General features: G+C 52.4%; 25 protein-coding genes. 14 read left to right on the forward strand and 11 right to left on the reverse strand.

All coding sequences use genetic code 11. The features are described from left to right. The first annotated feature begins 17 nt into the window (after positions 1-17). The 3 genes from EV294_RS27295 to EV294_RS27305 all read left to right on the forward strand — a co-directional run bounded on the left by EV294_RS27295 (position 18) and on the right by EV294_RS27305 (position 3,271). A complete protein-coding gene (locus EV294_RS27295; protein WP_132312867.1) occupies positions 18-926 on the forward strand; it encodes an ABC transporter ATP-binding protein in 909 nt (302 codons plus the stop codon). A 648-nt stretch (positions 927-1,574) separates the two neighbouring features. After that, a complete protein-coding gene (locus EV294_RS27300; protein WP_132312748.1) occupies positions 1,575-2,675 on the forward strand; it encodes a glycosyltransferase in 1,101 nt (366 codons plus the stop codon). Next, positions 2,672-3,271 (forward strand): glycerol-3-phosphate acyltransferase, encoded by a 600-nt coding sequence (locus EV294_RS27305; protein WP_132312750.1) that lies wholly within the window; start codon positions 2,672-2,674, stop codon positions 3,269-3,271. The genes EV294_RS27300 and EV294_RS27305 overlap by 4 nt, the downstream gene beginning before the upstream one ends. Positions 3,272-3,337: 66 nt before the next feature. On the opposite strand, the gene EV294_RS27310 is transcribed toward EV294_RS27305, so the two are convergent. The 3 genes from EV294_RS27310 to EV294_RS27320 form a co-directional block, all read right to left on the reverse strand. Further along, positions 3,338-4,621, reverse strand: coding sequence for a WD40/YVTN/BNR-like repeat-containing protein (locus tag EV294_RS27310; RefSeq protein ID WP_132312752.1), 1,284 nt, complete (start codon positions 4,619-4,621; stop codon positions 3,338-3,340). Positions 4,622-4,900: 279 nt separating this feature from the next. After that, positions 4,901-5,806: an AraC family transcriptional regulator gene (locus EV294_RS27315; protein WP_132312754.1), complete on the reverse strand. Its 906-nt coding sequence runs from the start codon at positions 5,804-5,806 to the stop codon at positions 4,901-4,903. A gap of 137 nt (positions 5,807-5,943) precedes the next feature. Next, a complete protein-coding gene (locus EV294_RS27320) occupies positions 5,944-6,864 on the reverse strand; it encodes an aldo/keto reductase (protein WP_132312756.1) in 921 nt (306 codons plus the stop codon). A 283-nt stretch (positions 6,865-7,147) separates the two neighbouring features. Here EV294_RS27320 and EV294_RS27325 point away from each other — a divergent pair, with 283 nt between their 5' ends. Both EV294_RS27325 and EV294_RS27330 read left to right on the forward strand, forming a co-directional pair. Continuing rightward, on the forward strand, positions 7,148-8,008 hold the full coding sequence (locus EV294_RS27325) for a patatin-like phospholipase family protein (protein WP_132312758.1): 861 nt from the start codon (positions 7,148-7,150) through the stop codon (positions 8,006-8,008). A 239-nt stretch (positions 8,009-8,247) separates the two neighbouring features. Further along, positions 8,248-8,901: a FusB/FusC family EF-G-binding protein gene (locus EV294_RS27330; RefSeq protein ID WP_132312760.1), complete on the forward strand. Its 654-nt coding sequence runs from the start codon at positions 8,248-8,250 to the stop codon at positions 8,899-8,901. Between the two features lie 48 nt (positions 8,902-8,949). Here the strand turns inward: EV294_RS27330 and EV294_RS27335 are convergent, their stop codons facing one another. Then, on the reverse strand, positions 8,950-9,396 hold the full coding sequence (locus tag EV294_RS27335; RefSeq protein WP_132312762.1) for a DUF4395 domain-containing protein: 447 nt from the start codon (positions 9,394-9,396) through the stop codon (positions 8,950-8,952). 203 nt (positions 9,397-9,599) lie between these two features. Between EV294_RS27335 and EV294_RS27340 the strand changes: the two genes are divergently transcribed. Both EV294_RS27340 and EV294_RS27345 read left to right on the forward strand, forming a co-directional pair. After that, positions 9,600-10,055 (forward strand): HPP family protein, encoded by a 456-nt coding sequence (locus tag EV294_RS27340; protein WP_165930829.1) that lies wholly within the window; start codon positions 9,600-9,602, stop codon positions 10,053-10,055. A gap of 120 nt (positions 10,056-10,175) precedes the next feature. Beyond that, positions 10,176-11,573: an MATE family efflux transporter gene (locus EV294_RS27345; protein WP_132312766.1), complete on the forward strand. Its 1,398-nt coding sequence runs from the start codon at positions 10,176-10,178 to the stop codon at positions 11,571-11,573. Between the two features lie 58 nt (positions 11,574-11,631). On the opposite strand, the gene EV294_RS27350 is transcribed toward EV294_RS27345, so the two are convergent. The 7 genes from EV294_RS27350 to EV294_RS27380 form a co-directional block, all read right to left on the reverse strand. Beyond that, positions 11,632-11,871, reverse strand: coding sequence for a DUF6953 family protein (locus EV294_RS27350; protein WP_481856097.1), 240 nt, complete (start codon positions 11,869-11,871; stop codon positions 11,632-11,634). A gap of 186 nt (positions 11,872-12,057) precedes the next feature. After that, the gene (locus EV294_RS27355; RefSeq protein WP_132312768.1) at positions 12,058-12,492 is read right to left on the reverse strand and encodes a hypothetical protein; all 435 of its coding nucleotides are present in this window, start codon (positions 12,490-12,492) and stop codon (positions 12,058-12,060) included. A gap of 39 nt (positions 12,493-12,531) precedes the next feature. Next, the gene (locus EV294_RS27360) at positions 12,532-13,437 is read right to left on the reverse strand and encodes an ABC transporter ATP-binding protein (RefSeq protein ID WP_132312770.1); all 906 of its coding nucleotides are present in this window, start codon (positions 13,435-13,437) and stop codon (positions 12,532-12,534) included. Next, positions 13,424-14,455, reverse strand: a complete 1,032-nt coding sequence (locus EV294_RS27365) for an ABC transporter ATP-binding protein (RefSeq protein ID WP_132312772.1) — start codon at positions 14,453-14,455, stop codon at positions 13,424-13,426. The genes EV294_RS27360 and EV294_RS27365 overlap by 14 nt, the downstream gene beginning before the upstream one ends. Positions 14,456-14,491: 36 nt before the next feature. Further along, positions 14,492-15,337, reverse strand: coding sequence for an ABC transporter permease (locus tag EV294_RS27370; RefSeq protein WP_132312774.1), 846 nt, complete (start codon positions 15,335-15,337; stop codon positions 14,492-14,494). 4 nt (positions 15,338-15,341) lie between these two features. Beyond that, the gene (locus EV294_RS27375; RefSeq protein ID WP_132312776.1) at positions 15,342-16,292 is read right to left on the reverse strand and encodes an ABC transporter permease; all 951 of its coding nucleotides are present in this window, start codon (positions 16,290-16,292) and stop codon (positions 15,342-15,344) included. A gap of 124 nt (positions 16,293-16,416) precedes the next feature. Beyond that, positions 16,417-18,033, reverse strand: coding sequence for an ABC transporter substrate-binding protein (locus EV294_RS27380; protein ID WP_132312778.1), 1,617 nt, complete (start codon positions 18,031-18,033; stop codon positions 16,417-16,419). Positions 18,034-18,449: 416 nt separating this feature from the next. Between EV294_RS27380 and EV294_RS27385 the strand changes: the two genes are divergently transcribed. The 7 genes from EV294_RS27385 (at position 18,450) to EV294_RS27415 (ending at position 26,227) form a co-directional block, all read left to right on the forward strand. Continuing rightward, positions 18,450-19,337 (forward strand): hypothetical protein, encoded by an 888-nt coding sequence (locus tag EV294_RS27385; protein WP_132312780.1) that lies wholly within the window; start codon positions 18,450-18,452, stop codon positions 19,335-19,337. A 137-nt stretch (positions 19,338-19,474) separates the two neighbouring features. Next, positions 19,475-20,383, forward strand: coding sequence for an ArsR/SmtB family transcription factor (locus EV294_RS27390; protein WP_132312782.1), 909 nt, complete (start codon positions 19,475-19,477; stop codon positions 20,381-20,383). Positions 20,384-20,586: 203 nt separating this feature from the next. Next, complete coding sequence (locus EV294_RS27395) at positions 20,587-22,308, forward strand: ABC transporter substrate-binding protein (protein WP_132312784.1); 1,722 nt, start codon at positions 20,587-20,589, stop codon at positions 22,306-22,308. 60 nt (positions 22,309-22,368) lie between these two features. Next, positions 22,369-23,322 (forward strand): ABC transporter permease, encoded by a 954-nt coding sequence (locus tag EV294_RS27400; protein ID WP_132312786.1) that lies wholly within the window; start codon positions 22,369-22,371, stop codon positions 23,320-23,322. Positions 23,323-23,339: 17 nt separating this feature from the next. Then, positions 23,340-24,272, forward strand: coding sequence for an oligopeptide ABC transporter permease (opp4C, locus tag EV294_RS27405; RefSeq protein WP_132312788.1), 933 nt, complete (start codon positions 23,340-23,342; stop codon positions 24,270-24,272). Between the two features lie 13 nt (positions 24,273-24,285). Further along, positions 24,286-25,269 (forward strand): ABC transporter ATP-binding protein, encoded by a 984-nt coding sequence (locus tag EV294_RS27410; RefSeq protein ID WP_132312790.1) that lies wholly within the window; start codon positions 24,286-24,288, stop codon positions 25,267-25,269. Beyond that, a complete protein-coding gene (locus EV294_RS27415) occupies positions 25,262-26,227 on the forward strand; it encodes an ABC transporter ATP-binding protein (RefSeq protein WP_132312792.1) in 966 nt (321 codons plus the stop codon). The genes EV294_RS27410 and EV294_RS27415 overlap by 8 nt, the downstream gene beginning before the upstream one ends. The last annotated feature ends 31 nt before the right edge of the window (positions 26,228-26,258 follow it).

Consider the following 26,258-nt stretch of genomic DNA (forward strand, 5'->3'; position numbering starts at 1 on the left):
CAGTCGGAACGACGCCAATGATTTATTGCGAAGGCCTGGTCAAAATCTATAAAACGGACGAGGTAGAAGTCGTTGCCCTCCACGGGCTGAATCTGACGGTAGAGCAGGGCGAGATGATGGCGATTATCGGCAACAGCGGCAGCGGCAAATCGACCCTGCTCAACATATTGGGCGGGCTTGACCGCCCTTCGGCGGGTCAGGCGCATGTCGGCAGGTGGAATCTGCTGAAGATGACCAAGGAGCAGCTGATAACCTATAAAAGGGAGACTGTCGGGTTCATCTGGCAAAACAACGGGCGCAATCTGGTTCCTTACCTGACCGCCCTGCAAAATGTCGAGCTGCCCATGCTTATCCATGGCAAGCTCGATCGGGCTTACGCGAAGCAGCTGCTTGCGGCAGTCGGGCTGGAGCACCGGATGGGCAGCCGTCTTACCCAGCTGAGCGGCGGCGAGCAGCAGCGCGTCGCGCTTGCCATTTCCTTGGCGAACCGGCCGCAGCTGGTGCTGGCCGACGAGCCGACGGGCTCGGTGGATCATGCAACGGGCGAACGGATCCTTGAAATTTTTCGCCGCTTAAACCGGGAGATGGGGGTGACGATCGTTATTGTTACCCATGATCTGTCGGTTGCGGATCGGGTCGACCGCGTCGTGGCAATCCGCGACGGTTTGACCAGCACGGAGTGGATCAAGCGGGAGGGGGACGGACTAGGGAATGAGTCCGAGATGTCGGCGCGACCTGAGCAGGATGCCCGGTTTGGCTCCCGCCACGAACGGTTTGTCGTCCTCGATCAAGTCGGGCGGCTGCAAATCCCGAAGGATTATTTGGAGCAGATGAAGGTGGAGGGCAAAGCCGTGCTTTCGTTCGACGGGAAGCGGGTGACGATTGGGCCGCCTGAAATTGTCGAGGAAAATAGCGATTCCTCATAGAGTTGAGGATCTACTCCTGTTAATATGAGATTAAATAATTATCGCTTATGGACAGCGCGATGCTATTGGTTAGCAACTCGTCAGAGAGAGGAATATGGGAAAAGCAGCTTGCGGATATGGGGCAGGAAGACAGTGGATCATTTTTTACAGAGCATGCTGCTGAGCTTCGTTATCATGTTATTCAAAGATTTGACGGAGAGCGGGAAGCGAATCTGTACTTAGAACAACATTTAAACTTCGCGATATTCCGAGAGATGGCTATTAAGCATCAAATCTTGAATGTTTTACTCCTTATTCGTCGACTGGATTAAAATATCAGCTGCCCGCGCCTCAAATCGAAAGCAATATAAGAAAGTATGCGGAACAATCAAGCATCTTGCAAAAGCAGGCGGAATTACTCCAGCTAAGCAGATTGTCGAGCAGCTGCTCCGGGATTACCAAGGACGAACTGGTTAATCTTAAGCTCGCCTAAAAACAAGACCCTGCGAAGGGTCTTGTTTTTTGTCGTCCCATCCCGTTGCGCGGTCCATCTCCAGCACTTTTATAAAATATTAATGGATCAAGCCCCCCATCCCGGCAGATAAACGTTCTTAGAACGACCGTCAAAGCCATATATTTGCTATATAAGCTTATTGGGGGGTGTGAGACATGGGGGTATTGATCACAGCCTTACTCGTATGCGCCTCAGGCATGGGGTTTGTGTTATTTCGAAGGAATACGGTGCCTGAGAGCGGCGATGGTCCCTTTCAGGAAAGAAAGCTGTCGGTTATTATTCCGGCCCGTAACGAAGAGAGCAATTTGCCTTTTTTGCTGGGTTCCTTGAAGGCTCAGTCCTATAAACCGTATGAGATTATCGTGGTAGATGATCATTCCGGGGACCGGACGCGGGAGATCGCGGAAAGCTACGGCATCACCGTCATCTCGAACCCGGATCTCCCATCAGGATGGACAGGCAAGAACTGGGCGGTATGGAACGGTTATCTGCAGGCCGGAGGCGATATGATCCTGTTTCTGGATGCGGATGTCCGTCTTGCGCCCGACGCGGTACGCTCCTTGCTGGCCGTTAGAGAGAAGGAGAGCGGAGTCCTCTCGGTTGTACCTTTTCACGTGGCGGAAAAATTCTATGAGCGGCTGGCGCTTATCCCGAACCTGCTGGGCTTGTTCGCTTTTACGTCTCCCATGGAGCGGACAAACCCGGATAAAGGCTTATACGGCTCCTGTATTCTCGCCGCAAGGGAGGATTACGAGCGGGCGAAAGGGCATGAGAGCGTCAAAGGCGAGGTGCTTGACGACCTGAATCTGGGAGCCAGGTTTATCCAGGCCGGGGTGAAAGTAACGAATTATATCGGCCGGGGAATGGTATCCTTCCGCATGTATCCCGGCGGGATCAAAAGCGAGATTCAAGGCTTCAGCAAAGGGGCCGTGCTCAGCACAAGCAAGCTGCAGATCCGGACTACATTGCTCGTCGCCGGCTGGCTGCTCGGGCTGATTGCGGCGGAAGCGGCTCCTTTTGTCATTGGAACGTCCGCGTTGCTGCCTTTAGCCATCGGTTATGTGCTCTACACCTTGCAAATTTATTATTTTGTCGGTTATACGGGGCGCTTCGGTATCTGGCTTCCCGCTGTTAATCTGTTAAGCACAGTTTTCTTCTTGTACATTATGCTTTATTCGCTGTATCAGGTGGTTTTTCTGCGGAAGGTGGCCTGGAAGGGCAGAAGCATTGAGGTGGGGGGGCGTGGCAATCCATGATTATCGGATGGACGGCACTAGCGTTTCTGGCGGGGTCCTTGATGTTCTCGTATTGGATCGGCAGGATAAAGAAGATTAATCTGAAAACCTACGGAGACGGCAATCCGGGTGCGATTAACTTGTGGAAGGCAGCGGGCTACGGCTACGGCTTCGCCGGCATTGCGCTGGACTTTGCGAAGGGTTACCTGCCGATGGCCTTAATGCATCACGGCGACTCGGTTACCGGCTTCGCTATAATATTTCCCGCTGCGGCAGCTATCCTTGGCCATATGTTCTCGCCGTTTACCGACTGGAAGGGCGGCAAGGCGATTGCCGTAACCTTCGGGGTGTGGAGCGGGCTTACCGGCTTCGCTGCTTCTCTTGCCTATGCGATAATATTGGCGGTGCTGCTGTTGGCATCCCGACGGCTGAGCAAGGGCAGGCCTACCTCCCAGGAGACCGACGCCTTTCACGTGGTGCTGGGGATGCTGCTCTTATCCATCTATCTGGTGCTCGACCATTTTTCCTGGCCCTATGTGCTTTTCGCTCTGATTAATTTTCTTCTGCTGGCCTATTCGCATCGGAAAGAGCTGATAGGCGTTAAGGATACGAGCTAATTCAATTCAAGAAGCGAATATAAACAAAGCCCTTCTGCGATATCGCAGAAGGGCTTGTGCCGTCTTTTATTTTTGCTGAGGCTTTTTGAAGGTAAAGGCCTTGTGCCAGGTCTTGCCTCCGTCGGAGGATGTGTTCAGTACGGCTGCATTGGTTCCGTCCGTCGTGATGAACCAGATATGGTTCGCATCCGACGCGCCGATAAATTGCGTGCCGTAGCCCGTAAATTCAGACTTGCTGATCGTCCAATGCTTCCCGCCGTCCGTTGTTTTCATAATGGTGTTTGGTTTGTCGCAGGCCGAGCATTGTCCGCCCATAATCGCGGTTTGCGGATTTACGACATACAGGGCGCCAGGGGCTGCGCTGGTCATGCCTTTCGGAACCGAAGCATCGTTCATTGTAAAGCCCGGTGCCGGACCGGAGCCCGCGCCGTTCCTCACGATCGCCGGGAGCCAGGTTTTGCCGCCGTCCGTTGTGTGGAACAGCGAGTACGAGGTTTGCGACATGCCGGAGTCTCCGATGAGCTCTATCCAGGCATCGGTTGCCGCCGTGGAACGGATAATCACGCCGTTAGGCGCTGCTTCGGTCTTGCGTGTCATCACGGTGTTCCAAGTCTTGCCGCCGTTCCCGGTATGCATGAAAAGAAGACGACCGTTCACCACTTGCACAGCCCAGCCGTTGTTCAGGTCATGGAAGTAGGCTTCACCGATCTCTTTGCCCGGCGTCTGCAGCTCCGTCCACGTTTTGCCGCCGTCCTTGGTCATCGCGTTGCCGCTGAAGGCCGTTTTGTCGTTCGTGAAATGAAGGAACCCGTGATTAGGCACGGTGCCTGCCTTCGTCCAGGATTTTCCGCCATTAGTCGATTGGATGAGAATCAGGCTTTTGGCATTGCTGTCGCCGATTGTCGCCCATACTTTATTGCTGCTAAGGGCAAAAATCTGGTTAATCGTCTTGCTGCCGGAATATTGCAGTTTCCAGTGAGCTCCGCCGTCATCGGTTCTTGCGATTTGGCCGTTGCCTGCTACCCAGCCCGTCTTCGAATCGGCAAGACGCAGAGCCGTAACATCGCCAATCTGAGCGGTTTGCTCATTGGTGCTGATTGGAGTCGGATTCCCGGAAGTACTGCCTCCGTCATTGCTTGGCTGCTGCGAAGCAGCGTTATCCGGTTCCGTGCTAGGCGCATTCGTGCTTGGAGTGGCCGAACCTGTGTCATTATTATCAGAGTTTGACGTCTGGTTGGTGGCGTTGTTTGCGGGTGGTGTATTGGCCGAGTTATCAGCCTTCGAACAGCCTGCCAGAAGCAGGGTGAGACTTAGCGTTACAAGCAGAACAAGGGTGCTGATTTTTTTCATGATGTTCACCGCCTAATTTTTTATTAATAGCTTAACCTTCTCCCCCATAGACGAACCAAATTTCTTTAGTGTTGCAGGAAATTTTAGTGATAAAGTATTTTGGTCATTCGGTAGGGGGAATTCGACGGTAAAGTATTCGTTATCAGCCGATTACCCGCGCGGAATCGGCCGTTATGATGAAGCGCGTGCTGGTTGCGGCCGGACTTATTAATTCCAAAGCAACAAGGCCATGAAAAGAAGGCTATCCCCTCGGCTGGGGATAGCCTTCTTTTCGCTTCATCAAGCCTTTTTCTTGATCGGGATATAGATGTCCATCTGAATCTCCGGCAGCTCAGGACTGCTGCGCTCGTCGTACAGCTCGAACTCCGGCGTTCCGGCATGCTCATAGCCCGAATGAGGGAACCATTCGCTAAAGACCGTCATCCACGTATTCTGAATCGAGGAGGAGAACTGCTCGCGCGGCACCTTTGGCGTGGTGAACACGGCGTATTCGGCCCCATCGAACTCGCGGCACACAAGACCTTCGCCTTCTACGCCGTCAAAGGTTTCCGCTTCCATCCCTATCAGGTAAGAGAAGCCGTCCGAGCCCATGTCGAAGTTGTAACAGATGCCAAGCTCGACCGGAGATTCCTTGTGCACGCGGTTCGGGATGTTTTTGTACAGCTCTTTCCGAATATACTCCTGCCAGAATGCCGGAATCTCTTTATGATTATCTCCGTTTGCTCTTGTGCGGATCTCGTAGCCGATGACCTTGAAGGCAGGCTTGGTTATGATCTTGTATTCCATTCGTATTCCTCCTAAATAGGGATTGTACTTGCGCTGCAGCACGTTCAGCCTGGAGTAGGCAGGAGGCTTGATCGCCCGCTTGCGGTACTCGGCCGGCGTCATTTCGAACATGCGCTTGAAGGCGCGGGTAAAGGTCTCATGATTCTGAAACCCGGCATCGAGAGCGATATCAAGCAGCTTTGCATCCGAATAAGCCACCTGGTAAGCGGATATAGCGAGACGCCGCTTACGCACGTATTCCATCACGGTCTCTCCTGCCATGGATTGAAAGACCCGGTGGAAATGAAAGTCCGAGAGCCTCGCGACCTGCGCCAGCCGCGATAAAGAAAGCTCCTCGCCTATATGGGCTTCAATGTAATCAATCGTCTGCTGAATCTGCACCAGATAGTCCTGCTTCACTCGAATGCTGCCTCCTCGTTCTCCGGGTGACCTTATTGTATACGAATGGAAACCCATGTTCTTGATGATTCTTGCTATAGAAAAAGAAACAGCCTCCGGCGTTGAACCAGAGGCTGCTTTAAGCTTATGAAAGCTTCTTATGGCAGGATGTTGCCTGCCGCGCGGTAGATTTCGTACCACTCTTCGCGGGTAAGCGTAATGTCGGCTGCTTTCACGCAGTCCTTCAGACGCTCGATGTTCATCGAACCGATAACCGGCTGCATCTTGGCAGGGTGGCGGAGCAGCCACGCAATGGCGATCGTCGTGTTGCTCACGTCGTATTTGCCGGCAACCGCGTCGATCGCTTTGTTCAGCTCAGGGAACTTGTCGTTATCGAGGAATACGCCTTCGAAGAAGCCGTATTGGAATGGCGACCAAGGCTGAATCGTAATGTCGTGCAGGCGGCAGTAGTCCAGGATGCTGCCGTCGCGGTTGATCGCGGAGCTGTTCTCCATGTTGACGTTAATGCCGTTCGAGATCATGTTCGCGTTCGTGATGCTGAGCTGAAGCTGGTTCGCCACGATCGGCTGCTTCACCGATTTTTTGAGCAGCTCGATTTGCATCGGGTTCTGGTTCGATACGCCGAAGTGGCGTACTTTGCCGGAGCTTTCCAGTCGGTCGAACGCTTCCGCCACTTCGTCCGGCTCAACCAGCGCATCCGGACGGTGCAGGAGCAGAATGTCGAGGTAGTCGGTTTTGAGACGCTTCAGGATCGCATCCGTCGAAGCAAGGATATGCTCCTTCGAGAAGTCGAACATAACGCCAGGCTTAATGCCGCATTTGGATTGCAAAATAATATTTTCACGAACGCTGTCGTTCATATGAATCGCTTCCGCGAAGATTTCCTCGCATGTGCCGGCTCCGTAAATGTCCGCATGGTCGAAGAAGTTCGCCCCTTGCTCCAGTGCCGTTTGGACAAAACGCTCTGCCCCTGCTTTATCCAAGGAATTGATACGCATGCAGCCAACCGCAACTACCGGTACTTCAAGCGCCGTGCTTCCGAGTTTGATGGTTCTCATTGATAAGTCCCTCCTAAAATGGATGTTTACACAATTAGCGCGAATCGCGCTATTCGTGATCAATCTTCGTGCTGAATCGGACTGGATTGCCGCCAACTATGTAATCGGTTGCAAACTGACGGGATACAGACAACTGTCCCGCGTATCCTTCTCGATTGTGACACAGTTGATGGCTGGTTTCAAGGCATGGACTTAGGAAAGTTTGTTAAGTTTCTTTAGCGTTTACGATACAATGTAAGGAGCGATAAGAGACAAGCAAACGACTTGGCGGGGGGCGGAAAGCATGAGTACGGCGCAAAATATCGGGCTGGTACTGGAAGGCGGAGGCATGCGGGGCGTGTATACGGCCGGGGTGCTGGAGTATTTTTCGGAGCATAACGTGTATTTTCCCTATATGATCGGCGTGTCGGCGGGCGCTTGCATGGGGGCGAGCTATCTGTCGAGGCAGCTTGGGCGCAACCGGACCGTCAATGTGGAATGGGTAAGCGATCCGCGGTATATTTCTTGGAAAAACCTGTGGAAGAAGGGGCAGCTCTTCGGCATGGACTTTATCTTCGACGAGATTCCGAATAAGCATGTGCCGTTCGATTACGCGGCTTTCGAGCGGAGCCCGGAGGAGTTCGTCATTGGCACGACCGACTGCGAGACGGGAGAGACCGTCTATTATCGGAAAAGCGAACCGGAATTTGACCTGCTGCAGCTGCTCCGGGCATCCAGCTCGCTTCCTTTTATCGCGCCGATTGTGGAATATGGCGGGCGGAAGCTGCTCGACGGCGGAATCACGGATCCTATTCCTCTGCGGAAGGCCGAAAGCGACGGCTATACACGTAATGTTCTGATCCTGACGCGCAACGAGGATTACCGGAAATCGGCTGGCAAGTTCGGCTGGATCGCGCAGCGTGCCTACCGCAGCTACCCGAAGCTCGTAGAGAGGATGCTTGGACGGTATAAGCTTTACAACGAGACGCTGGATTATATCGCCGGGCAGGAGAAGAGAGGCGCCGTTTTCGTGATTCGTCCGCAAGAGACGCTTGCAGTGGGACGGATGGAACGGGATCCGGCGAAGCTGGATGCCTTGTACAAGCAGGGCTACGAGGATGCGAAGCGGTTGATGCCGCGGCTGCGGGAATGGATGGAAGGCTAAGCCGCGAGGATTGCGGGCGGAGCCGGATTTATTTTATAATCGAGTAGTAAAGGGAGGCGGTAACAATGGCAAATCAATTTGCCGGATTACGAATCAGCTTCATGCAGAGCCTGAATTAGGGGCGATACTTTGCATGGGGCGTACTTGAAGGATGGTCGCCCGGCTATCGTTTCTAATAATGGGCTTTGCACCTTATTTGACAGTAAGTCGATCAAATAAAATAAGGGGCTGACAAAGCAATGTGTACACCATTTATTAGAAACCATCAACTGAATTTGATTAAGAAGCAAGTAGGAGAGCTGCAGAAGGCTTGCAGTACGGTATCCGATCCGAAGGTTATTGCGTCGGTACGTTCCAACACGCCTTTTAAAGTGATGGAAGCATTCCCGGGGGCAACGGAGGCTGAGCAGAAGCTGCTCGAAAGCTTCGCGTCGTTGAATACCCCGCTGGAGTTTCAAGGTTATCTGAGGTCGCTTGAGGAATACGTGAAGCCGTTTGATGCCGTCGAGGAGAAGCAGCTGAAGAAGCTGTTCCCGAAGGCGAAAAAGCTGAAGGTTCCCGATCTCGCGGCAATCGATCTGCGTTACGTGACTTATCTCGGCTGGACGGATATCGCAACGAATAAAATGTATCTCGCGTATCATCTGAACGGACGGCTTGTAGGCGTGGAAGGCAGATTTACGCCCGTGCAGAAGAAGAGCGTATGCTTCCTGTGCAACCGGCATGAGGATGTGGCATTGTTCTCGGCCGTAACGAAGTCGAGGCCGGCTAATGCTTCGCCGGATTACTACAAAGCCATCGGAAATTATATGTGCGTGAACAGCGGGAGCTGCAACAACAATATTACCGATGTGACGGTGTTGGAGCGCTTCATTTCCGACATTGTTCTTTAATCGAATAGAGAGAAAGCCCGCCGGAGACCGGCGGGCTTTTGTTTGTTGTTAGGATCTCCGATGGCGCAGGCGGAACTGCTTGTATTGGAAGTACATGAAGCAGCCGAGGCAGAAGCCGCTTAAGGCGGCTATAACGGCGGCGGCCAGCATGCCAAGGGCGATGTAAGACAGAACCGTCAGCCCCCAATAATGCCCGGCAAGGGTGACAACAAGGAACAGAATCGCGAGCAGATTATTGAAGCGCAGAAGCTCGCGGGCTTCGGTTCGCCGGCTCTTCGGGAGCATGGGGGCGAACAGGCGGACAAACAGATTATATTTGACACCGTACGTACGGCTGACGAGCTGAACGGCCAGCGGCAGAATCAGAATCCACCATTGCTGGGTGATAACCGTTGCAATCACGCTTAAGAGAATGCCAAGCTGATTGCCGCGGACGCGATGCAGCGGCACTTCCTCGACACATTCGTAACTGAAATTAATCGTAGGTTGAGACATCATTAATCCTCCATTCACGCGAAATGGTTTTACGTCCTAATTATCCTCAGTATATAATAATTCTTAGTTTTCTTGTAGGTATTTAGGAAATTAATTTTGCTGAGAATATTTTGAGATTGACGCTCTTTCCAAAACTCATTAAAATGGAACGAGCGCAATTTTGTACGGCAGCTGACTGGAGGTATAACAAGAAGCTTATGAACTTGAAAACCATAGCAATTTGCCTGTATGTAATGCTTATTTATTGGCTTTCCCTGCACTTTTCTTTCCTGGACACCTTATTTTTTCCAACGCTTGGCGCGTTTAGCTTTCTGTTCTTATCCCGTTCTTCGACGATATCCGAAGTGGGCAAAGTCACCTTTGGCGCGGTTGTATCCTCTGTCATCGGGACGGTATTGTACTACGTTTATCCAAGCCCGATTTCGCTGTTTGTTAACGTCATTATCACCATCTGGTTAATCAACAAATTCAAATGGAATGCCCCGCCGATTGTGGCTGTGGCGCTGATCCCGTTCTTCTCGCACTCCACCCATCACTGGGCGATTCCGCTCTCCGTAGGCGTGGCGCTGCTTGGTCTCATGCCGGTGCTTTACCTTGCCCAGCAGCTTGAGAGCAGAAGAGCGCAGACGTATGAATCCTCCGAATCCACGGCCGCTTAAGGCAGGTGGATTTTTTGTGCCGTTAACCGGAAATCCGTCATGGACAAATCATGGCGATAGTAGTAGCTTAGTAGGTAGTTTAAAGCTTTACCAATCCAACGAGAAGAATGAGATGATGATATGGGTATAGGACGACCCAGACTGAGAGGAAAGCATGAGGCTTTCCTGGAACGGCACTTCACGGGAGTGTCGATTGATTACCGGCAGATTATTGCCTTGTTTATTCCGATTTTGATCGACCAGGCGTTTATCGTTGGTCTCAACCTCGTGAACACGGCAATGGTCAGCTCGTCGGGCGTGGATGCGGTCAGTGCCGTCAATATGGTCGATTCGCTGAACATCTTCCTGATCAGCGTCTTTATCGCCGTATCGACCGGGGGGACGGTTGTTGTCGCGCAGTACAAAGGCAGCGGCAATCATCAGATGGTATCGAAGTCTGCGGCAAGCTCGGTCTCTTCGGTTACGCTTGTCGCGCTTTTGATCAGCCTAATTGTTGTGGTATTCCATAACCAGATGCTTAATCTGCTGTTTGGCGCGGCTTCGCCGGAGGTGTTTCAAGAGGGCCGGACGTACCTGATCGGCAGCGGCTTGTCTTACGTCGGCATCGCCATGATGGAGGCGGTATGCGGGGCGCTTCGCGGCATCGGAAGAAGCCGGGCGTCGCTGATGCTCTCGCTTGTCATGAACCTGTCGTACGTACTGCTGAACATCATCTTTATCAACCTCATGCATATGGGCGTGCTGGGCTTAGCCGTCTCCGTCAATATTTCGCGGTACGCGGCAGCCATTCTGGCTATTGTCTACCTCGTCAAGATCGATACGAACCTGCGGCTTCGCCTTCGGGATATGCTGTCGGTCAATTTTTCGATGCTGCGTAAAATCCTGTTCGTCGGGCTGCCGTTTGCGGCGGAGCAGATGTTCTTCAACGGCGGAAAGATCGTTACCCAAACGTTTGTCGTAAGCTTGGGTACGTTTGCTATCGCAACCAACGCCATTAGCGGCTCGCTCGCTAACGTCCTGCAGATTCCCTCCAATGCGCTGGCGATTACCGCCATTACGGTTATTGGCCAATGCATGGGGCAGCGGAACATAGAGGATGCTCGGAAGTTTACCCGATCCTTCCTATGGTTGTCCACGGCTTGCCTGTTCGTGATGGCTTGTCTGATGCTCCCGCTCTTCTACCCGCTGGTTGGGCTGTTCCATCCTCCGGCTGAGATTGTGGACGATATCTTCATCATTACGATTATTAATGCTCTTATGCAGGTTATTTTCTGGTCCATCAGCTTTATTATGCCGTCGGCCCTTCGGGCGGCGGGCGACTCGAAGTTCACTTCGGTCGTATCGCTGCTGTCGATGTGGCTGTTCCGGATTGTGCTTGGTTATCTGCTTGCGATCGTATTCGACTTCGGCATCCTGGGAGTCTGGTTTGCGATGAACCTCGAGTGGGGCGTAAGGGGAGCGATCTTCCTCTGGCGCTTCCGCGGCAAGAAGTGGTACCGGCACCGGTTGATTGACTAGCTATTATAGATGAAAGGGGCTGTCCCATAAGCTGGGACAGCCCCTCAAGCTGAAGAGGCTAGGTCCAGGCCCAGAAGAAACCGTCCCGATCCCAGGCGATCCGTCCCTTGTGAAGCTTGCGGAAAGCCTTCTTCACTTCTTTTTCCAAGGAAACGTTCCCGTTCTCGTTCACGAAGATGTACTGCTCGCCAAAATGCCGCTTTACATGCTCGATCGCTTCTTCCTGGCGCATCATTCCCCTAAACTTAATTTCATTAACCATCCACTCCGCGATTTGCTGCTCGGTTGTTGTTTCCAATTTCTTATGCGACCCCCAATACCTGATTGGCGTTATTATAACATGACTGGGTTAGAGCTCAAACAAATGCAAATTGTAGTTGCAAAGCAACCATGGAAATCCAACGTACCGCGAAAAATAAGGGGCTGTCCCGAAAGTCATGATCATGACGATGGGAAAGCCCCTTAATATTTAATCACGCAAATCTTAACGCTGGATCGGCTCGATCCGGTAAGTGCCCGCCGCGCCCGCAACCGGCTCGATGGACCAGCCGAAGGACAGCGCCGTTCTCAGACGCTCCAGCTGCTCGGGCGTAAGCTGTGCGGTTACGGCTTCTTGCCCGGCTTCAAGCTCGAGCTGAGGCTCGTCGCCGAAGGCGACCCAGATCCAGCTGCGGAGACCGCGCACGGTATTGTATTTGATCTGGTAGCCGCCCCGGACAGCCGCTTCGAACGTCTCCGGCTCTTTCTGGGCAAAAGCCGCCAGATCGCTATAGTTGAATTGGAAGATGCTATCATCCTTAGGGAGATCGGATCCCGCCTTCACTTTGGCAACAATCTCGTCATCCGACCAACCATGCCCCTTGCGTAGGGACTCCACAAGCAATGCATCCCATTGCGACAGCTTTACGATATCCGTCATTTGATTTCATCCTCCCTTAACGTAGCTCTATGAATGATCTTAAGGTAAAGCGACCCAATGTCCCGGGCTTGCTTCTCGCAGCACCGCAGCTTCTTCGGCGGCAGCATCCGGCTTATAGATGACCCGTTCAACCGAAGCGCGAGGATCCGGTACCGGAATAGCGGACAGCAGCGCCTTCGTATACGGATGAAGCGGATTGTCGTACAGCTCATCGCTGTCTGCAACCTCTACGAGCCGTCCGTGATACATCACGCCGATCCGGTCGGAAATATGCCGAACCATGGACAGGTCATGGGCGATAAACAAATAGGTCAGACCGAATTCAGCCTGTAAATCCTCAAGCATGTTAACAACCTGCGCTTGCACGGATACGTCGAGAGCCGAGATCGGCTCGTCGCAGACCACGAAGTCGGGGCGTACCGACAATGCGCGGGCAATGGAGATCCGCTGGCGCTGGCCGCCGCTGAATTCATGCGGGTAGCGGTACAGATGCTCGCGCTTGAGTCCTACCTTTTCGAGCAGCGAAGCGATCACTTCCTTACGCTCCTCCGCATCCTTGTACAGGCCGTGAATATTCATCGGTTCGCCGATCAAATCCAGCACGCTCATGCCGGGGTTAAGCGAAGAGTAAGGATCCTGGAAAATCGACTGAATCCGCCGGCGGAACGGCTTCAGCTGCTTCTCGTTAAGCTTCGAGATATCCTGGCCGTCAAACTTGACCGTCCCGTCCGTGTAGTCGTACAGCCGCAGAATAGAACGGCCAACGGTGGATTTGCCGCTGCCGGATTCCCCAACAAGGCCAAACGTTTCGCCCTTGTTGATCTGGAAGCTTACGCCGTCAACGGCCTTCAGCACTTCCGAGGTGCGGCCCCAGGCATCGCGGCTCTTCACGAAATGCTTTTTCAGCTGCTGGACATCCACCAGCACTTTTTTATCCTCTAACATGGGCAGCGCTCCCTTCAAGCTCCGGATTGCGCTCAAGTTCGGCCTGAACCTCCGCATCGTTCAGCCAGCAGAGGGCGCGATGGCCTTCGCCGATCTGGAAATGCGGCGGAAGCTCCGCGCATTTCGGCATCGCATGCGGGCAGCGATCCATAAACGGACAGCCCGGCGGCGGGTCGAGAAGATCCGGCGGAGAGCCTTCGATCGGAACCAGACGCTCGCGCGAGCCGCCTTGCCGCTGCGGTACCGAACGCAGCAGTCCCTGCGTGTACGGATGCTTCGAGTTATAGAAAATATCCTCTACCGTGCCTTCTTCCATCACCATGCCGCCGTACATGACGATAACGCGGCTGCATACCTGCGCCACTACGCCAAGGTCGTGGGTAATAAGCGCGATAGAAGCGCTCGTCTTATCCTTTAATTCCTTCAGCAGATCGAGGATCTGCGCCTGAATGGTTACGTCGAGAGCCGTTGTCGGCTCGTCGGCGATAAGCAGCTCCGGCTGGCAGGATAACGCCATCGCGATCATCACGCGCTGACGCATGCCGCCGCTGAATTCATGCGGATACTGCTGGACGCGGCGCTCTGGCTCGTTGATGCCGACCTGGCGGAGCATCTCAATGGCTTCCTTCAGCGCGGCTTCCTTGCTTAGACCGCGATGCCGGCGGATAACCTCCGTCATCTGATCGCCAATCTTTTTGACCGGATTAAGCGAGGTCATCGGATCCTGGAACACCATCGCGATCCGGTTGCCGCGGATTTGGCGCCATTTGCGCTCCGGCAAGCCGTTCAGCTTCTCGCCGGCAAAGGTAATGTCGCCGCTGATGATTTGTCCCGGAGGCGGAATCATCGCCATAATCGCTTTGGCGGTGACGCTCTTGCCGCTGCCGGATTCGCCAACGATGCCGATCGTCTCGCCTTGATCGATATGAAGGCTGACGCCGCGAACCGCTTTATTTTCTCCGCTGCGGGTATGGAATGATACTTGTAGGTTATTGACGGTTAGCAGCCTGTCTGCCATCTAACGTTCACTCCTTTCGGAAGGGGATCCCTTCGATTACCGCTTGCCAAGCTTCGGTTCGAAGCCAACGCGCAGGATATCGCCTAGAATATTAAAGCTGAGCACCGTCAGCAGAATGAATAAACCCGGGAATAACGCAAGGTAAGGCGCTTGCGCGATATAGCCCTGCGCATTGTTCAGCATGCTTCCCCATGTCGCGTTTGGAGCCTGCACCCCGAATCCGAGGAAGCTGAGCGAAGATTCCATCATAATTGCGGATGCCACGTTGTTCGTTGCGGCAACTATAATGACCGGAACCAGGCTCGGGAAGATATGACGGAAAATAATACCCAAATGATTCTGACCGGAGGCCTTCGCATACAGCACGTACTCGCGCTCCAGAATCGTCATCGTCTCGGCCCGTATGATGCGGGACATGTTCATCCACATCAGAAGTCCGATAATGAGGACGATACTGGTCAGGTTCGGCTTCAGGAAGACGCTGAGCAGGAGCATGACCAGGAAGGTCGGAATCGACAAAATGACTTCGAGCAGACGCATCAGCAGGTTATCGATCCAGCCGCCGAAGTAGCCGCTGACAACCCCGACGATCGTGCCGATCGTGGTTGCCAGAACCATGGCCGAGAAGCCGACCATCAGGGAGACGCGTCCGCCGTACAAGGCACGGGCGAAGTAATCGCGGCCGTAGTCGTCGGTTCCGAACCAGTGCGCGGAGCTAGGCGGCTTTAGGCGCTGCAAAGCATCCAGAGCATTGGGATCTTTGGGGGAGAGAAAAGCGAAGATCGCTCCCAGTATGAAAATAACGAGAATCGCGATTGCGACGATCCCCATTTTGCTTCGAACGAGCTCGAGGCCCGCATTTCGCCATTTGGTCCGATTCATGAGCTCACCTCGTTGATTTGATTCTCGGATCGGCGAATCCGTATAAAATATCCGCAAGCAAGTTGCCGATGATCAGGAACAAGGCGGAGAACAGCGTAATGCCCATAATAACGGGATAATCCATCCCCTTGACGGCCGTCATGCCAAGCGAGCCGATACCCGGCCAGGAAAAGACGGTTTCCGTCACGATTGCGCCGGTAACCAGATCCGCCATGGACATGCCGAGCAGCGTAATAACCGGCAGCAGAACATGCTTCATGACGTGGCGGAACAGCACTTGCCGGCGAGAAGCGCCAAACGCGTATTGAATCTGAACGTAATCTTCCTTCAGCTGGCCGATCGTACTGGAGCGGATGTACCGCACGTAGACGGACAGGAAGCCGAAGGCAAGAACGACGCATGGCAGAATGCCGTGCTTGATGACATCCCACGCCGAATGGACGCCAATCGTCCGCATGCCCATAATCGGAAGCCAATGCAGCTCAATCGCAAATAAATAGATAAGTAAAATAGCCAGGTAGAACAGGGGGACCGAGATACCGATATACGAGATCATGTTAATAATCTTGTCCTGCCAGCGATTACGGTTCGCTCCGGCAGTCAGGCCAAGCGGAATAGCAATCAGGACGGACAGGGCGATGGCGCTGCCCATCAGTCCCGCGGTTGCGGGCAGACGGTCCAGGATCTGATCCATTACCGGCTGGTGATTGACGAGCGAATAGCCCAGATTGCCTTGGAACAGCTCTTTGAGCCACAATAAATATTGAATGTAAGCAGGCTTGTCGAGCCCGAGATTATGACGGATGCGTTCAATATCCTCGGGATGCATGTTTGGCGTCACGAAGGATAGAACAGGGTCTCCAGGAGCCAGCTTGATTAAGGCAAAGCAGGCGATCGAGACGAAGAGCAAGAGCGGAATCGTCTGCAGTAAGCGTCTAGCGATGAGTTGTCTCATGCGATTGTCTCCTATGCTGTTTACGGCAAAAAATAATACCCCCAATGTCATTAAGTTAGAGCTTAATGACATTGGGGTAGCCTGAGCTATTTTTGCCTATTCCATATTTAATTCTTTTGAAAAATCATTTCATGTACAGCTTGGACGGATCTTCGAAGATAACGACCGGTTTCAGAACGGCTTCATTCAGGCCGCCGAAACGTTTGTCGATCGCAACGATTGTTTTGGTGTAACCGACAGGGTAGATAACGGCGTCATCCGCGATAATTTTTTGCAGCTGCTGATAAGCTTCGCCGCGTTTCGTTGCGTCAGCTTCGCCGGCGCCTTGGTCGAACAGCTTGTCTACTTCAGGGTTGGAGTAGCGAGCATAGTTGGAGTTCGAGCCTGTTGTGTAAAGAATACGGTAAGCGTCCGGATCATAACCCATGATGTAGCCGGCATAGGACAGCTCGTAGTCTTTCGATTTAAGGTCCGTGAACTTCTGGCCGTACGCGGAAGCGTCCATGCTTTGCAGTTCAACCGTGATGCCAACGGCCTTCAGCTTTTGCTGAATGTACAAGGAAGCCGCTTCTTGCGCTTTGTTGCCGCTCGATACGATGAAGCGGAGCTTCAGGTTGCTTTCGCCGGCGGAAGCCAGCAGTTCTTTTGCTTTATTTACATCGTTGTCGTACGAAGGAACGTCGTTGGTTTGGAACAGGCCATCCGGCGTTACGAACGATTTGGCAGGGTCTGCGTATTCGCTCGAGCCGTATACCGTCTGGATCAGCTCATCGCGGTTCAGAGCGTAAGAGATCGCTTGACGAACTTCTTTTTTCTTCAGGGCGCCAGTGTCGCTGTCTTCATTGAAGAGCAGGTAAGCCAGACGGCCTTCGGAGTAAGCTTGAATATCGAAGTTGCCGGTGCTTTCGATGGTGGATACGTCCTGCGGATCCAGGTATTTCACGTTGATTTCGCCGTTCTGCAGAGCCAGGTTGGCTGCATTGGCATCCTTCGCGATACGGTAAGTGATCGAATCCAGATGCGGCTTGCCGCCGAAGTAGTTATCGAAACGCTCAAGCGTTACGTACTCGCCTGTTTTGTACTCTTTGAACTTGAATGCGCCGGAACCGACCGGTGCGTTGTTTTTCGTGCTTTTCTCGATATTCGCTTCGCCTTCGAAAATATGCTTAGGAATAGGAGTCAATTGCACGAGAGTTGCCTCGAACGCCGGGTTTACTTGCGGAAGCTTAAATTCAACCGTTGTGTCGTCAACCTTAACCGCTTTGATCGGCTTACCATTAAGGATCAGGTTTTCGCGGAAGAAGCTGTTTTGTTTCTCGTCGAGAATCGTATCGAACGTGAAGACAACGTCGTCCGCCGTCAGCGGTTGCCCGTCATGCCATGTCAGGCCGCTTTTCAGCTTCAGGGTATAAGTCAGGTTGTCAGCCGAAGGCTCAAGGCTGTCGGCCAGGTAGAAGGTTTTCTTGCCGTTGTTCACTTGGAACAGCGGAGCGTAGAGAGCTTGGTCGATTGTCAGGCTGACGCGGTCGCCTGCGTAAATCGGGTTAAGAACGACAGGGTCGGCTTGTACGCCCAGAATCAGGTTGCCGCCGTCCTTCGCTTGATCGGCTGCCGCCGTATTCGAAGGGGATGCCGAAGAATTGTTTCCTGCAGTGTTGCCGCCGTTGTTGTTGCCGCTGCAAGCACTGATGATTACTGTTAGAATAATGAGGGTAAGTAAAGCGGGAATGCTTTTGCGCATGTTTCTATCCTCCAGTTTGTCTGTGGTGTTCTAATGTATTATATAATACATCGGATTACTCGGAATTACAATCTTTAAATTTCCACAACTCAAATTTTCAAAATCAAAAATTTAGTTTGGCAATAAATCCTTCCATTAAGCGAGGTCGCTCATCGTGAATAAGCTTCGATAAAGGATTTATTATATTTCTCTCATTATGCTCCAAAATGCTGGAACTGTCGATGCAAGAAACCTCCTGTTATTCCTGGATATGACAAGGTTTCCCTAATGCTGGGTGATGTTATTCAGAAATTTAATGTAACCTTTACAACGGCTCCAACGTTTGTAATAACGAGCAATGCTTGCGAAGCAAGCTTTGGGCAAGTGATAGGGGTTAGTCAATTAAAAAAGAGCAATTTCCTTTTAGGAGGTAAAGTATGAAAAACAAGAGCATCACAACGAAATGGACCATTCTGCTGAGCAGCACAGTGCTGGCGGCCTGTCTATTATCGGCCTGCAACAACAATAACTCGAATACGAATGCGAACTCTTCGCCAAGTCCAACGGTATCGGCATCGCCAACCCCGTCGGAATCTGCTTCGCCTGAGGTTGCAACCAAACAAGGCAAAGGTGAATTTGTCGGCTTGGCCGATTCTCATACGGTTGAGATCACGGTGAACGGCGAATCGGCGGCTTACCAGCTGGGGGAAGGAACGGACAGCGCGGTGGCTGCCCTTAAAGAAGGCGATAACGTAAGCTTCGAGTATACGGAAGCGGCTATCGAGGGCGACGCGACGGCCAAGCTGCTCACGATCACCAAGATCGAGAAGATGGAGAAGTCGGCTGAAGACATGCCGGCGCAAGAGCTTCCTGCGACAAAGGATTTCAAGCTCCAGCTCGAAGGCAATGAAGAGACGCGCACCGGTACGCTTGCCAAGGGCGACGGCTATGCGCTCTACATCTTCGAGCAGTTCAAGTTCGACGCGGCTGCTAACAAGCTGATCATGAATGTAGACAACAACTATTATGTAGAGATCAGCAAGCTGCCGGAAGGATTCAAGCTGGACGATGTGAAGACGGATGCGGAGAAAGAGCTCAAAGCCGTAGGCGATGTGCAGACGATGGATCCGAAGGAAGTCAATTCCATGATCGGCGGCGTCGACCTGATGGTCATTGGCCGCAGCGATAAGCTGACGAAGGAAGTTATCGTGAAAACGGTAGACGGCGCAAGCTTCCTGTTTAAAGTGAACATGCCGGTAGGCGAGCCGAGTGAAGGCTTCGGACCGCTGGCGTTTGCCTCGATGGGTTCAATTGCGGCGCAATAAGGGTAATAGGATAGGAACAGCCTCCGGGGAGCTTAGCGCTCTTCGGGGGCTGTTTTTAAGTTGCAATCGCATTCATTTCCGTGTAGAATACGCCCAAGTTAAGGTATAATGACCTAGGAAGTGAAGGGGGGGTGTGGATGGAATATCAAATAGACATCGATTTTAAGCCGCTGAACGAAGCGATCAGCAGTTTGCATACCTATATTTGCCGGAAATCGCATAAGAAGCTTGATCTTTCGGCAAGCTGGGCACAGGAAACGCGTGCTAGGCTTACGCCGGAACTTGCTAATTGGCTGGACGAGCTTTCTATTGACCAGGAGTGGAAATTTGCGTTTCTGCTTGTTTATTTGAGTCCGGAGGCTGATGTTCCCGGCTTTGTGAATTGGCTCTCTAAACAAAGCACAGGTGAGCTGTATGAAAGGATGTCACCCTACAGCAGCAGTTTTCCCGTAGACATGAATGCTTTTAAAGCTAAGCTCCTGAAGCTGTTCACTCTATGGCAGAACCAATACTTCGAGGGGATCAGCCCGGAAATATTGAGGAGCCTGGAGGAAGTTGCGGCGGAGAGAAGAGCGGTCCAATCCACTACTCCGGCCTGGCAGTTCGTGGACGAGACAACGAATGGACTTATATTTGAACCTATAACGGATCTTAATAAGCTTGTTCTGATTCCTCAGTATCATTTTCAGCCTATCAATATCGTATCGCACTTTAATCAGCTAACGCTTTGCTACTACTCCGCGAGAGTGGATCTTAGCGATGACGATTTCATGTCAGCCCATGATTATCGGATATTAAGAAGTCTGGGAGAGAAGAGCAGGCTGAAGATTCTGCGTTACCTGCATCAAGGACCGCGGACTTTCATCGAGATACATCGTTATCTAAAGCTATCCAAGGGGATCACGCACGATCATATCTCCAAGCTGCGCAGCGCGGGACTGATTCATGCTCATTTCGAAGGCGAGAACCTGACGCTATACAGCTTGCGTGCCGGTGCTCTTGATCGGTTGCAGCATGTGATTATGGATTATATAACCGGTAATTAGCGAAATTTATAATGCCGCTTTCCCTAACTGGGGGAAGGCGGCATTTTTGTTATTTACTTTATTTCTTTTTTGGAAGAAATATTTTTTAGTTCTCTCTTTACAGAACTGTCTCAGGTTTCTATAATAGGGACTAACGATTCCAATTCATAGTTCTTTAATCGGAATTAAGAGGAGACTCTATTGTACATTATGGGAGGGTATTTATGAAGAAGTTAACTTTAGCCACTACATCGGTCGTTCTTGCCGGGACCTTGCTCCTGGCTGCGTGCTCCAATAATGGCAACGGGGGCAGCGGCAACCAAGCGCCGGCGAATTCGCCGGCAGCCAGCAATACTTCCGCTTCGCAAGATTCGGCAGAGACGATTCAGGCCAGCGACATCGGCAAATTGCCCGATCAAGCGAAGAAGCGGACGGATACGATTATCGTCGGACTTACCGACCCTAGCGGTGCGTTTACTCCTTATTTCCAACAAAGCGGCTATGACGGGAATGTTTCTTCGCTTCTCTATACCCCGCTTGTTACCGTGGATGACAAAGGCGCCCCTCAGCCAGGACTGGCCGAGAAATGGGAAGTATCGCCTGACAGCTTGACCTATACGTTCCACCTGCGCAAGGACCTGAAATTCAGCGACGGCTCTCCGCTTACTAGCGATGACGTAGCTTTCACGTGGACGATCCTGAATGACAAGTCGTATGACGGCGATTCGCAGGTTAATACGCTCGGCATTAAAGGAAGCGCGGCTTACAAAGACGGAAGCGCGACTTCTATTGAAGGAATCAAGGTAATTGATCCGCAGACCATCTCCGTCACGTTGGAAAAGCCGAATGCCGCTGCTCTTGTGCTGCTTGGTTCCGATGTTCTGTCCAAAGCTTACTACGGCAAGGACTACAAGCAAGGCGATCTGGGTTATATGAAGCAGCTCAGCTCGAAGCCGCTTGGCACCGGCCCGTACAAGCTGGAGAAATTCCTTCCTGGTCAAGAGGTTCGTTTCACGGCCAATGACAACTATTACGGCGAGAAGCCAAAGACCAAAAACTTCATTTACAAAACATCCGAAGGCGACACGTGGCAATACCTGGAGACAGGCGAGGTTGACTATGCATCCTTCAGCGCTACTACCGAAAATATAGACAAGCTGAAGTCGCTCGGCTTCGTTAATATCGTTCCGTATACACCAAGCACCTACAGCTACCTGCAGCTTAATTTCGAGCACAAGGCGCTTGATGATAAGAAGGTACGCCAAGCTTTAACCTACGGTCTTGACCGTCAAAGCATCTACGTCGATGCCAACCAAGGGGCAGGCGTTGTGGCTAACATTCCGTCTTCGCCAATCTCGTGGGCCTATACGGAAGATAACATTAACCCTTACAAATTCGACACGGAAAAAGCGAAGTCGCTTCTCGATGAAGCCGGTTGGACCGTTGGCGCGGGCGGCATTCGCGAGAAGGACGGCGAGAAGCTGAAAATCCATTATCTCGGCACAAAAAGCAAGAACACGGATATCTTCATCGCGGTTGCCAAAGAAAACTTTGCGGCGCTGGGCGTCGAGTTTGAGCCTGAAGTATTCGCCGATTTCAACTCGCTGGTTTCCAAGGTCGAAGGCGGAGACTATGATATGGTGTCCTTCTCGACACCGCTTCTGACGGATCCTTCCGACGGTTTGTTGCAATTCGTAGACGGCGAGATTAAAGGATACGATAATCCGAAGTTCAAGGAGCTGTACGAGAAAGGCCTTGCTACAACCGACATCGAGGAGCGTAAGGAGATTTACAAAGAAATCTTCCAGCTGCTTAACGATGATCTTCCCGTTATTTTTACCAACTACAAGAAGAGTGTCTATGCTTATAACGCAAGAATTGAGAACCTGTCCATCAGCCCATTCTACGGATTGGCGTCAAGCCTGCCGAATTGGAACCTGAAGTAAAAATAATGTCCCCTGCCCGGACCTGTTGCCGGGCAGGGGATGTGAGGTTAAGGAGCCGATATGAGCACTTATTTCGTAAAGAGATTGTCCTACATGGCCATTATATTGCTCGCCGCTTCCTTTCTGATTTTCAGCTTGTACGCCATGACGCCGGGTGATTTCATCACCGGCAATATTAAATTAACCCCGGAACGAAAGGCGGAGCTGCGGGAAATTTACGGGCTTAACAAGCCATTGATCGAGCGGTATCTCACTTGGATGAAGAATGCCATACATGGAGACTTCGGCTATTCTCTTGCCCAGCAGAAGCCGGTGCTCACCTTGTTCAATCAATACATCTGGAACTCGTTCCTGCTTGCGGTTGTTTCCACTTTCTTTACTTGGCTGATTGCCGTTGTGGTTGGGGTAATCGCGGCTTATAAACAATATTCCTGGTTTGATACGCTTGTGATGGTGCTAATCTTCGCCGCGATGTCCATCCCGTCCTTCTTCATTGGATTATTCTTGATTAAGGTTCTTGCCGTTGACTTAAAGTGGCTGCCGCCGGGAGGAATGATTACGACGGGGAGCAATGCCCAAGGATTTGCCTATGTGAAGGAAGTTATTCATCATATGACGCTTCCGGTCATCGTTATGACGCTGCTGGGCGTTGGCTCGCTGACGCGTTACTTCCGCAGCAATATGATTGACGTCATTAAACAGGACTATATAAGAACTGCCCGGGCAAAAGGGCTGACCGAGCGCAAGGTGTTATTCACCCACGCGCTTCGCAATGCGTTGCTGCCTGCCATTACGCTGGTTGGCTTCGAGCTTCCGGCTTTGTTCGGCGGATCTCTTATTATAGAGAAGATCTTTAATTGGCCGGGCATCGGACAGCTGTATATGCAATCATTCGGGCTGCGCGATTATCCGCTGCTTATGGGCTTTACGATGTTTATCGCCGTGCTGACGGTAATCGGAACGCTGCTGTCCGACATTCTATATCATCTCGCGGATCCGCGGGTGAAGCTTTAGGAAGGGAGGACTTATAGATGACGGTTGCTAGCGGTGAAACGGCTCGGGGAATAAACGTCAATAAAAATCAGTCGCATGCAAGATCTTCGCTGTGGCGGCAATCCTTCCGGAGGCTTGTACGCAATAGATTGGCGATCACGGGATTTGCCGTTGTCGCCATTATGTTTTTGGCTTGTTTTATCGGCCCTTTCTTCTCGCCTTATACGGATAACAAGATCAATATGGCGTTAATGAATCACGCGCCAAGCGCCAAGCATTGGCTTGGCACCGATACGCTTGGCCGGGATGTCCTGACCCGTGTGCTGTTGGCAGGTAGAATCTCGCTGACGGTTGGACTTGCTTCGATGGTATTGTCCGTGTTTATCGGTACCCTGCTTGGCATTATTGCCGGTTACTATCGCGGCGTTGTCGACCAGCTCATTATGAGGCTGGCTGACTTGCTGCTTACGGTGCCAAGCCTTCCGCTTCTATTCATTATCGGTGCTTTGCTGTCCGAGTGGAAAGTGCCGCCGGACTACCGGATGTATATCGTTATGCTGATGCTCAGCGTGGTCAGCTGGCCGGGCTTGGCCCGGATGATCAGAGGTCAGATGTTGTCCTTGCGCGAGCGGGAGTTCATGCAGGCGACGATCGTGCTCGGCCTCAGCGATAGAAGGAAGCTGTTCCGGCATCTGCTGCCGAATCTGGTGCCGCTTATTATCGTTATAGCGACCCTAAATATAGGCGGAGCGATTCTTAGCGAATCCGTACTAAGCTTCTTCGGTTTAGGCGTTATGCCGCCAACGCCGACTTGGGGCAATATGATTGACGCCGCTAATAATATGATCGATTTCCAAGAGCGGCCATGGCTGTGGCTGCCGCCGGGCTTCTCGATATTTGCGACGGTTATTGCCATTAATATTTTTGGTGACGGCCTGCGCGACGTGCTGGATCCGAAACAGAAAAGGTAGGTGGGCTTCTATCATGAAGGAATTGCTAACCATTGATCATCTTCAGACCTTCTTCAAGACGGAAGCGGGGACCGTCCGGGCTGTGGACGATGTCAGCCTGCAAATCAAGCCGGGCGAGACGGTCTGCATCGTAGGGGAGTCCGGCAGCGGCAAAAGCATTACGGCCATGTCGATCATGGGACTCATTGAAAGTGCGGGCGGCAAGGTGGAAAGCGGAAGCATCCAGTTCCAGGACCGCGATCTGCTGAAGCTGTCGCGCAATGAGCTCCGCACGATACGCGGCCACGAAATCGCGATGATCTTCCAAGAGCCGATGTCTTCGCTTAATCCGGTCCTGAAGATCGGGGAGCAAGTGATTGAGCCGCTGATGGAGCATCAGAAGCTTGGCAGAAAAGCTGCGCGCAAGCGTGCAATCGAGCTCATTAAGCAAGTGGGCATCTCCAGAGCGGAACAGATTATCGATGCGTATCCGCATGAATTAAGCGGCGGCATGCTGCAGCGCGTTATGATCGCGATGGCGATCTCCTGCGGTCCCAAGCTGCTTATTGCCGATGAACCGACCACCGCTCTCGATGTGACCATTCAGGCGCAAATCCTGGATTTGCTTCGCAGTCTGAAGGAAGAGAGCGGGATGTCGATCCTGCTTATCACCCATGATCTTGGCGTAGTGGCGGAGATGGCGGATTACGTAGCGGTTATGTATGCCGGCAAAATCGTTGAGCAAGGGGAAGTGGAGGCGATCTTCGCTAATCCGAAGCATCCTTACACGAAGGGATTGCTGCGTTCGAAGCCGATTATGAACCAGCTTCAGGATGAGCTGTATTCCATTCCCGGGCAAGTCCCGAATCCGCTTGAGCTGACGGAGTCGTGCTACTTCCATGACCGGTGCGAGCAGTGTATGGCGATCTGCCGGACCAAGCAGCCAGCGCTGGTTCCGGTAGGCGATTCGCAGCAAGCGGCGTGCTGGCTGTACGAGGAGGAGAAGCGGTATGCCTGAAGCTTTGCTCGAAGTACGCAATCTGAAAAAATATTTCCCCATCCAATCGGGTCTTCTGAATCGGACGGTTGGTCATGTGAAGGCCGTTGACGACCTTAGCTTTACGATCCACAAAGGCGAGACCTTTGGTCTTGTCGGCGAGTCGGGCAGCGGGAAGAGCACGGTTGGGCGTTCCATTGTCCGTTTAAACGAAAAGACCTCGGGTGACGTCTTCTTTAAAGGGACCGATATCTACTCGCTTTCGAAGGAAGAGCTTCGCGCCATGCGGCCCTCCATGCAGCTGATTTTCCAGGATCCGTACAGCTCCTTGAATCCGCGCGTACGCGTAGGCGACGCCATTGGCGAAGCGCTGCTCGATCATCAGCTGGCTGACAAGTCGGAGATTCGGAGCAAGGTGCTGGAGGTACTGGAGCTATGCGGATTGTCGGATTACCATATTGACCGCCTTCCGCATGAATTCTCCGGCGGCCAGCGTCAGCGGATCGGAATCGCAAGGGCGCTAGCGCTGAATCCCGAGCTTATCATCGCCGATGAGCCGGTATCCGCTCTCGACGTATCCATCCAGGCACAGATTATTAATCTGTTCCGGAAGCTGCAGCAGACGAACGGTCTATCCTATTTGTTCATCTCCCATGATCTTAGCGTCGTCGAGCATCTATGCACGCGGATCGGCGTCATGTATCTCGGATCCCTGGTCGAGACGGGAACAAGGGAGGACCTGTTCCTCCGCCCTCAGCATCCGTATACGAAAGCCTTGCTGTCGGCGGTTCCGGTACCGATTCCGAAGCTGAAGCGGGAACGAATTGTATTAAGCGGCGATATCCCGAATCCCGCAAATCCGCCTTCCGGCTGCAAGTTCCATACCCGCTGCCCTTTCGCGACGGAGCGCTGCAAGGAAGAGGTGCCGGCCCTTCGGACCATTGGCACCGACCATATGGTAGCTTGCCATTTGGTGTAATGGCCTTTAAATAAAAGAACCCGCTCGACGG

The sequence above is a fragment of the Paenibacillus sp. BK033 genome, assembly GCF_004345425.1.
Taxonomy (GTDB): domain Bacteria; phylum Bacillota; class Bacilli; order Paenibacillales; family Paenibacillaceae; genus Pristimantibacillus.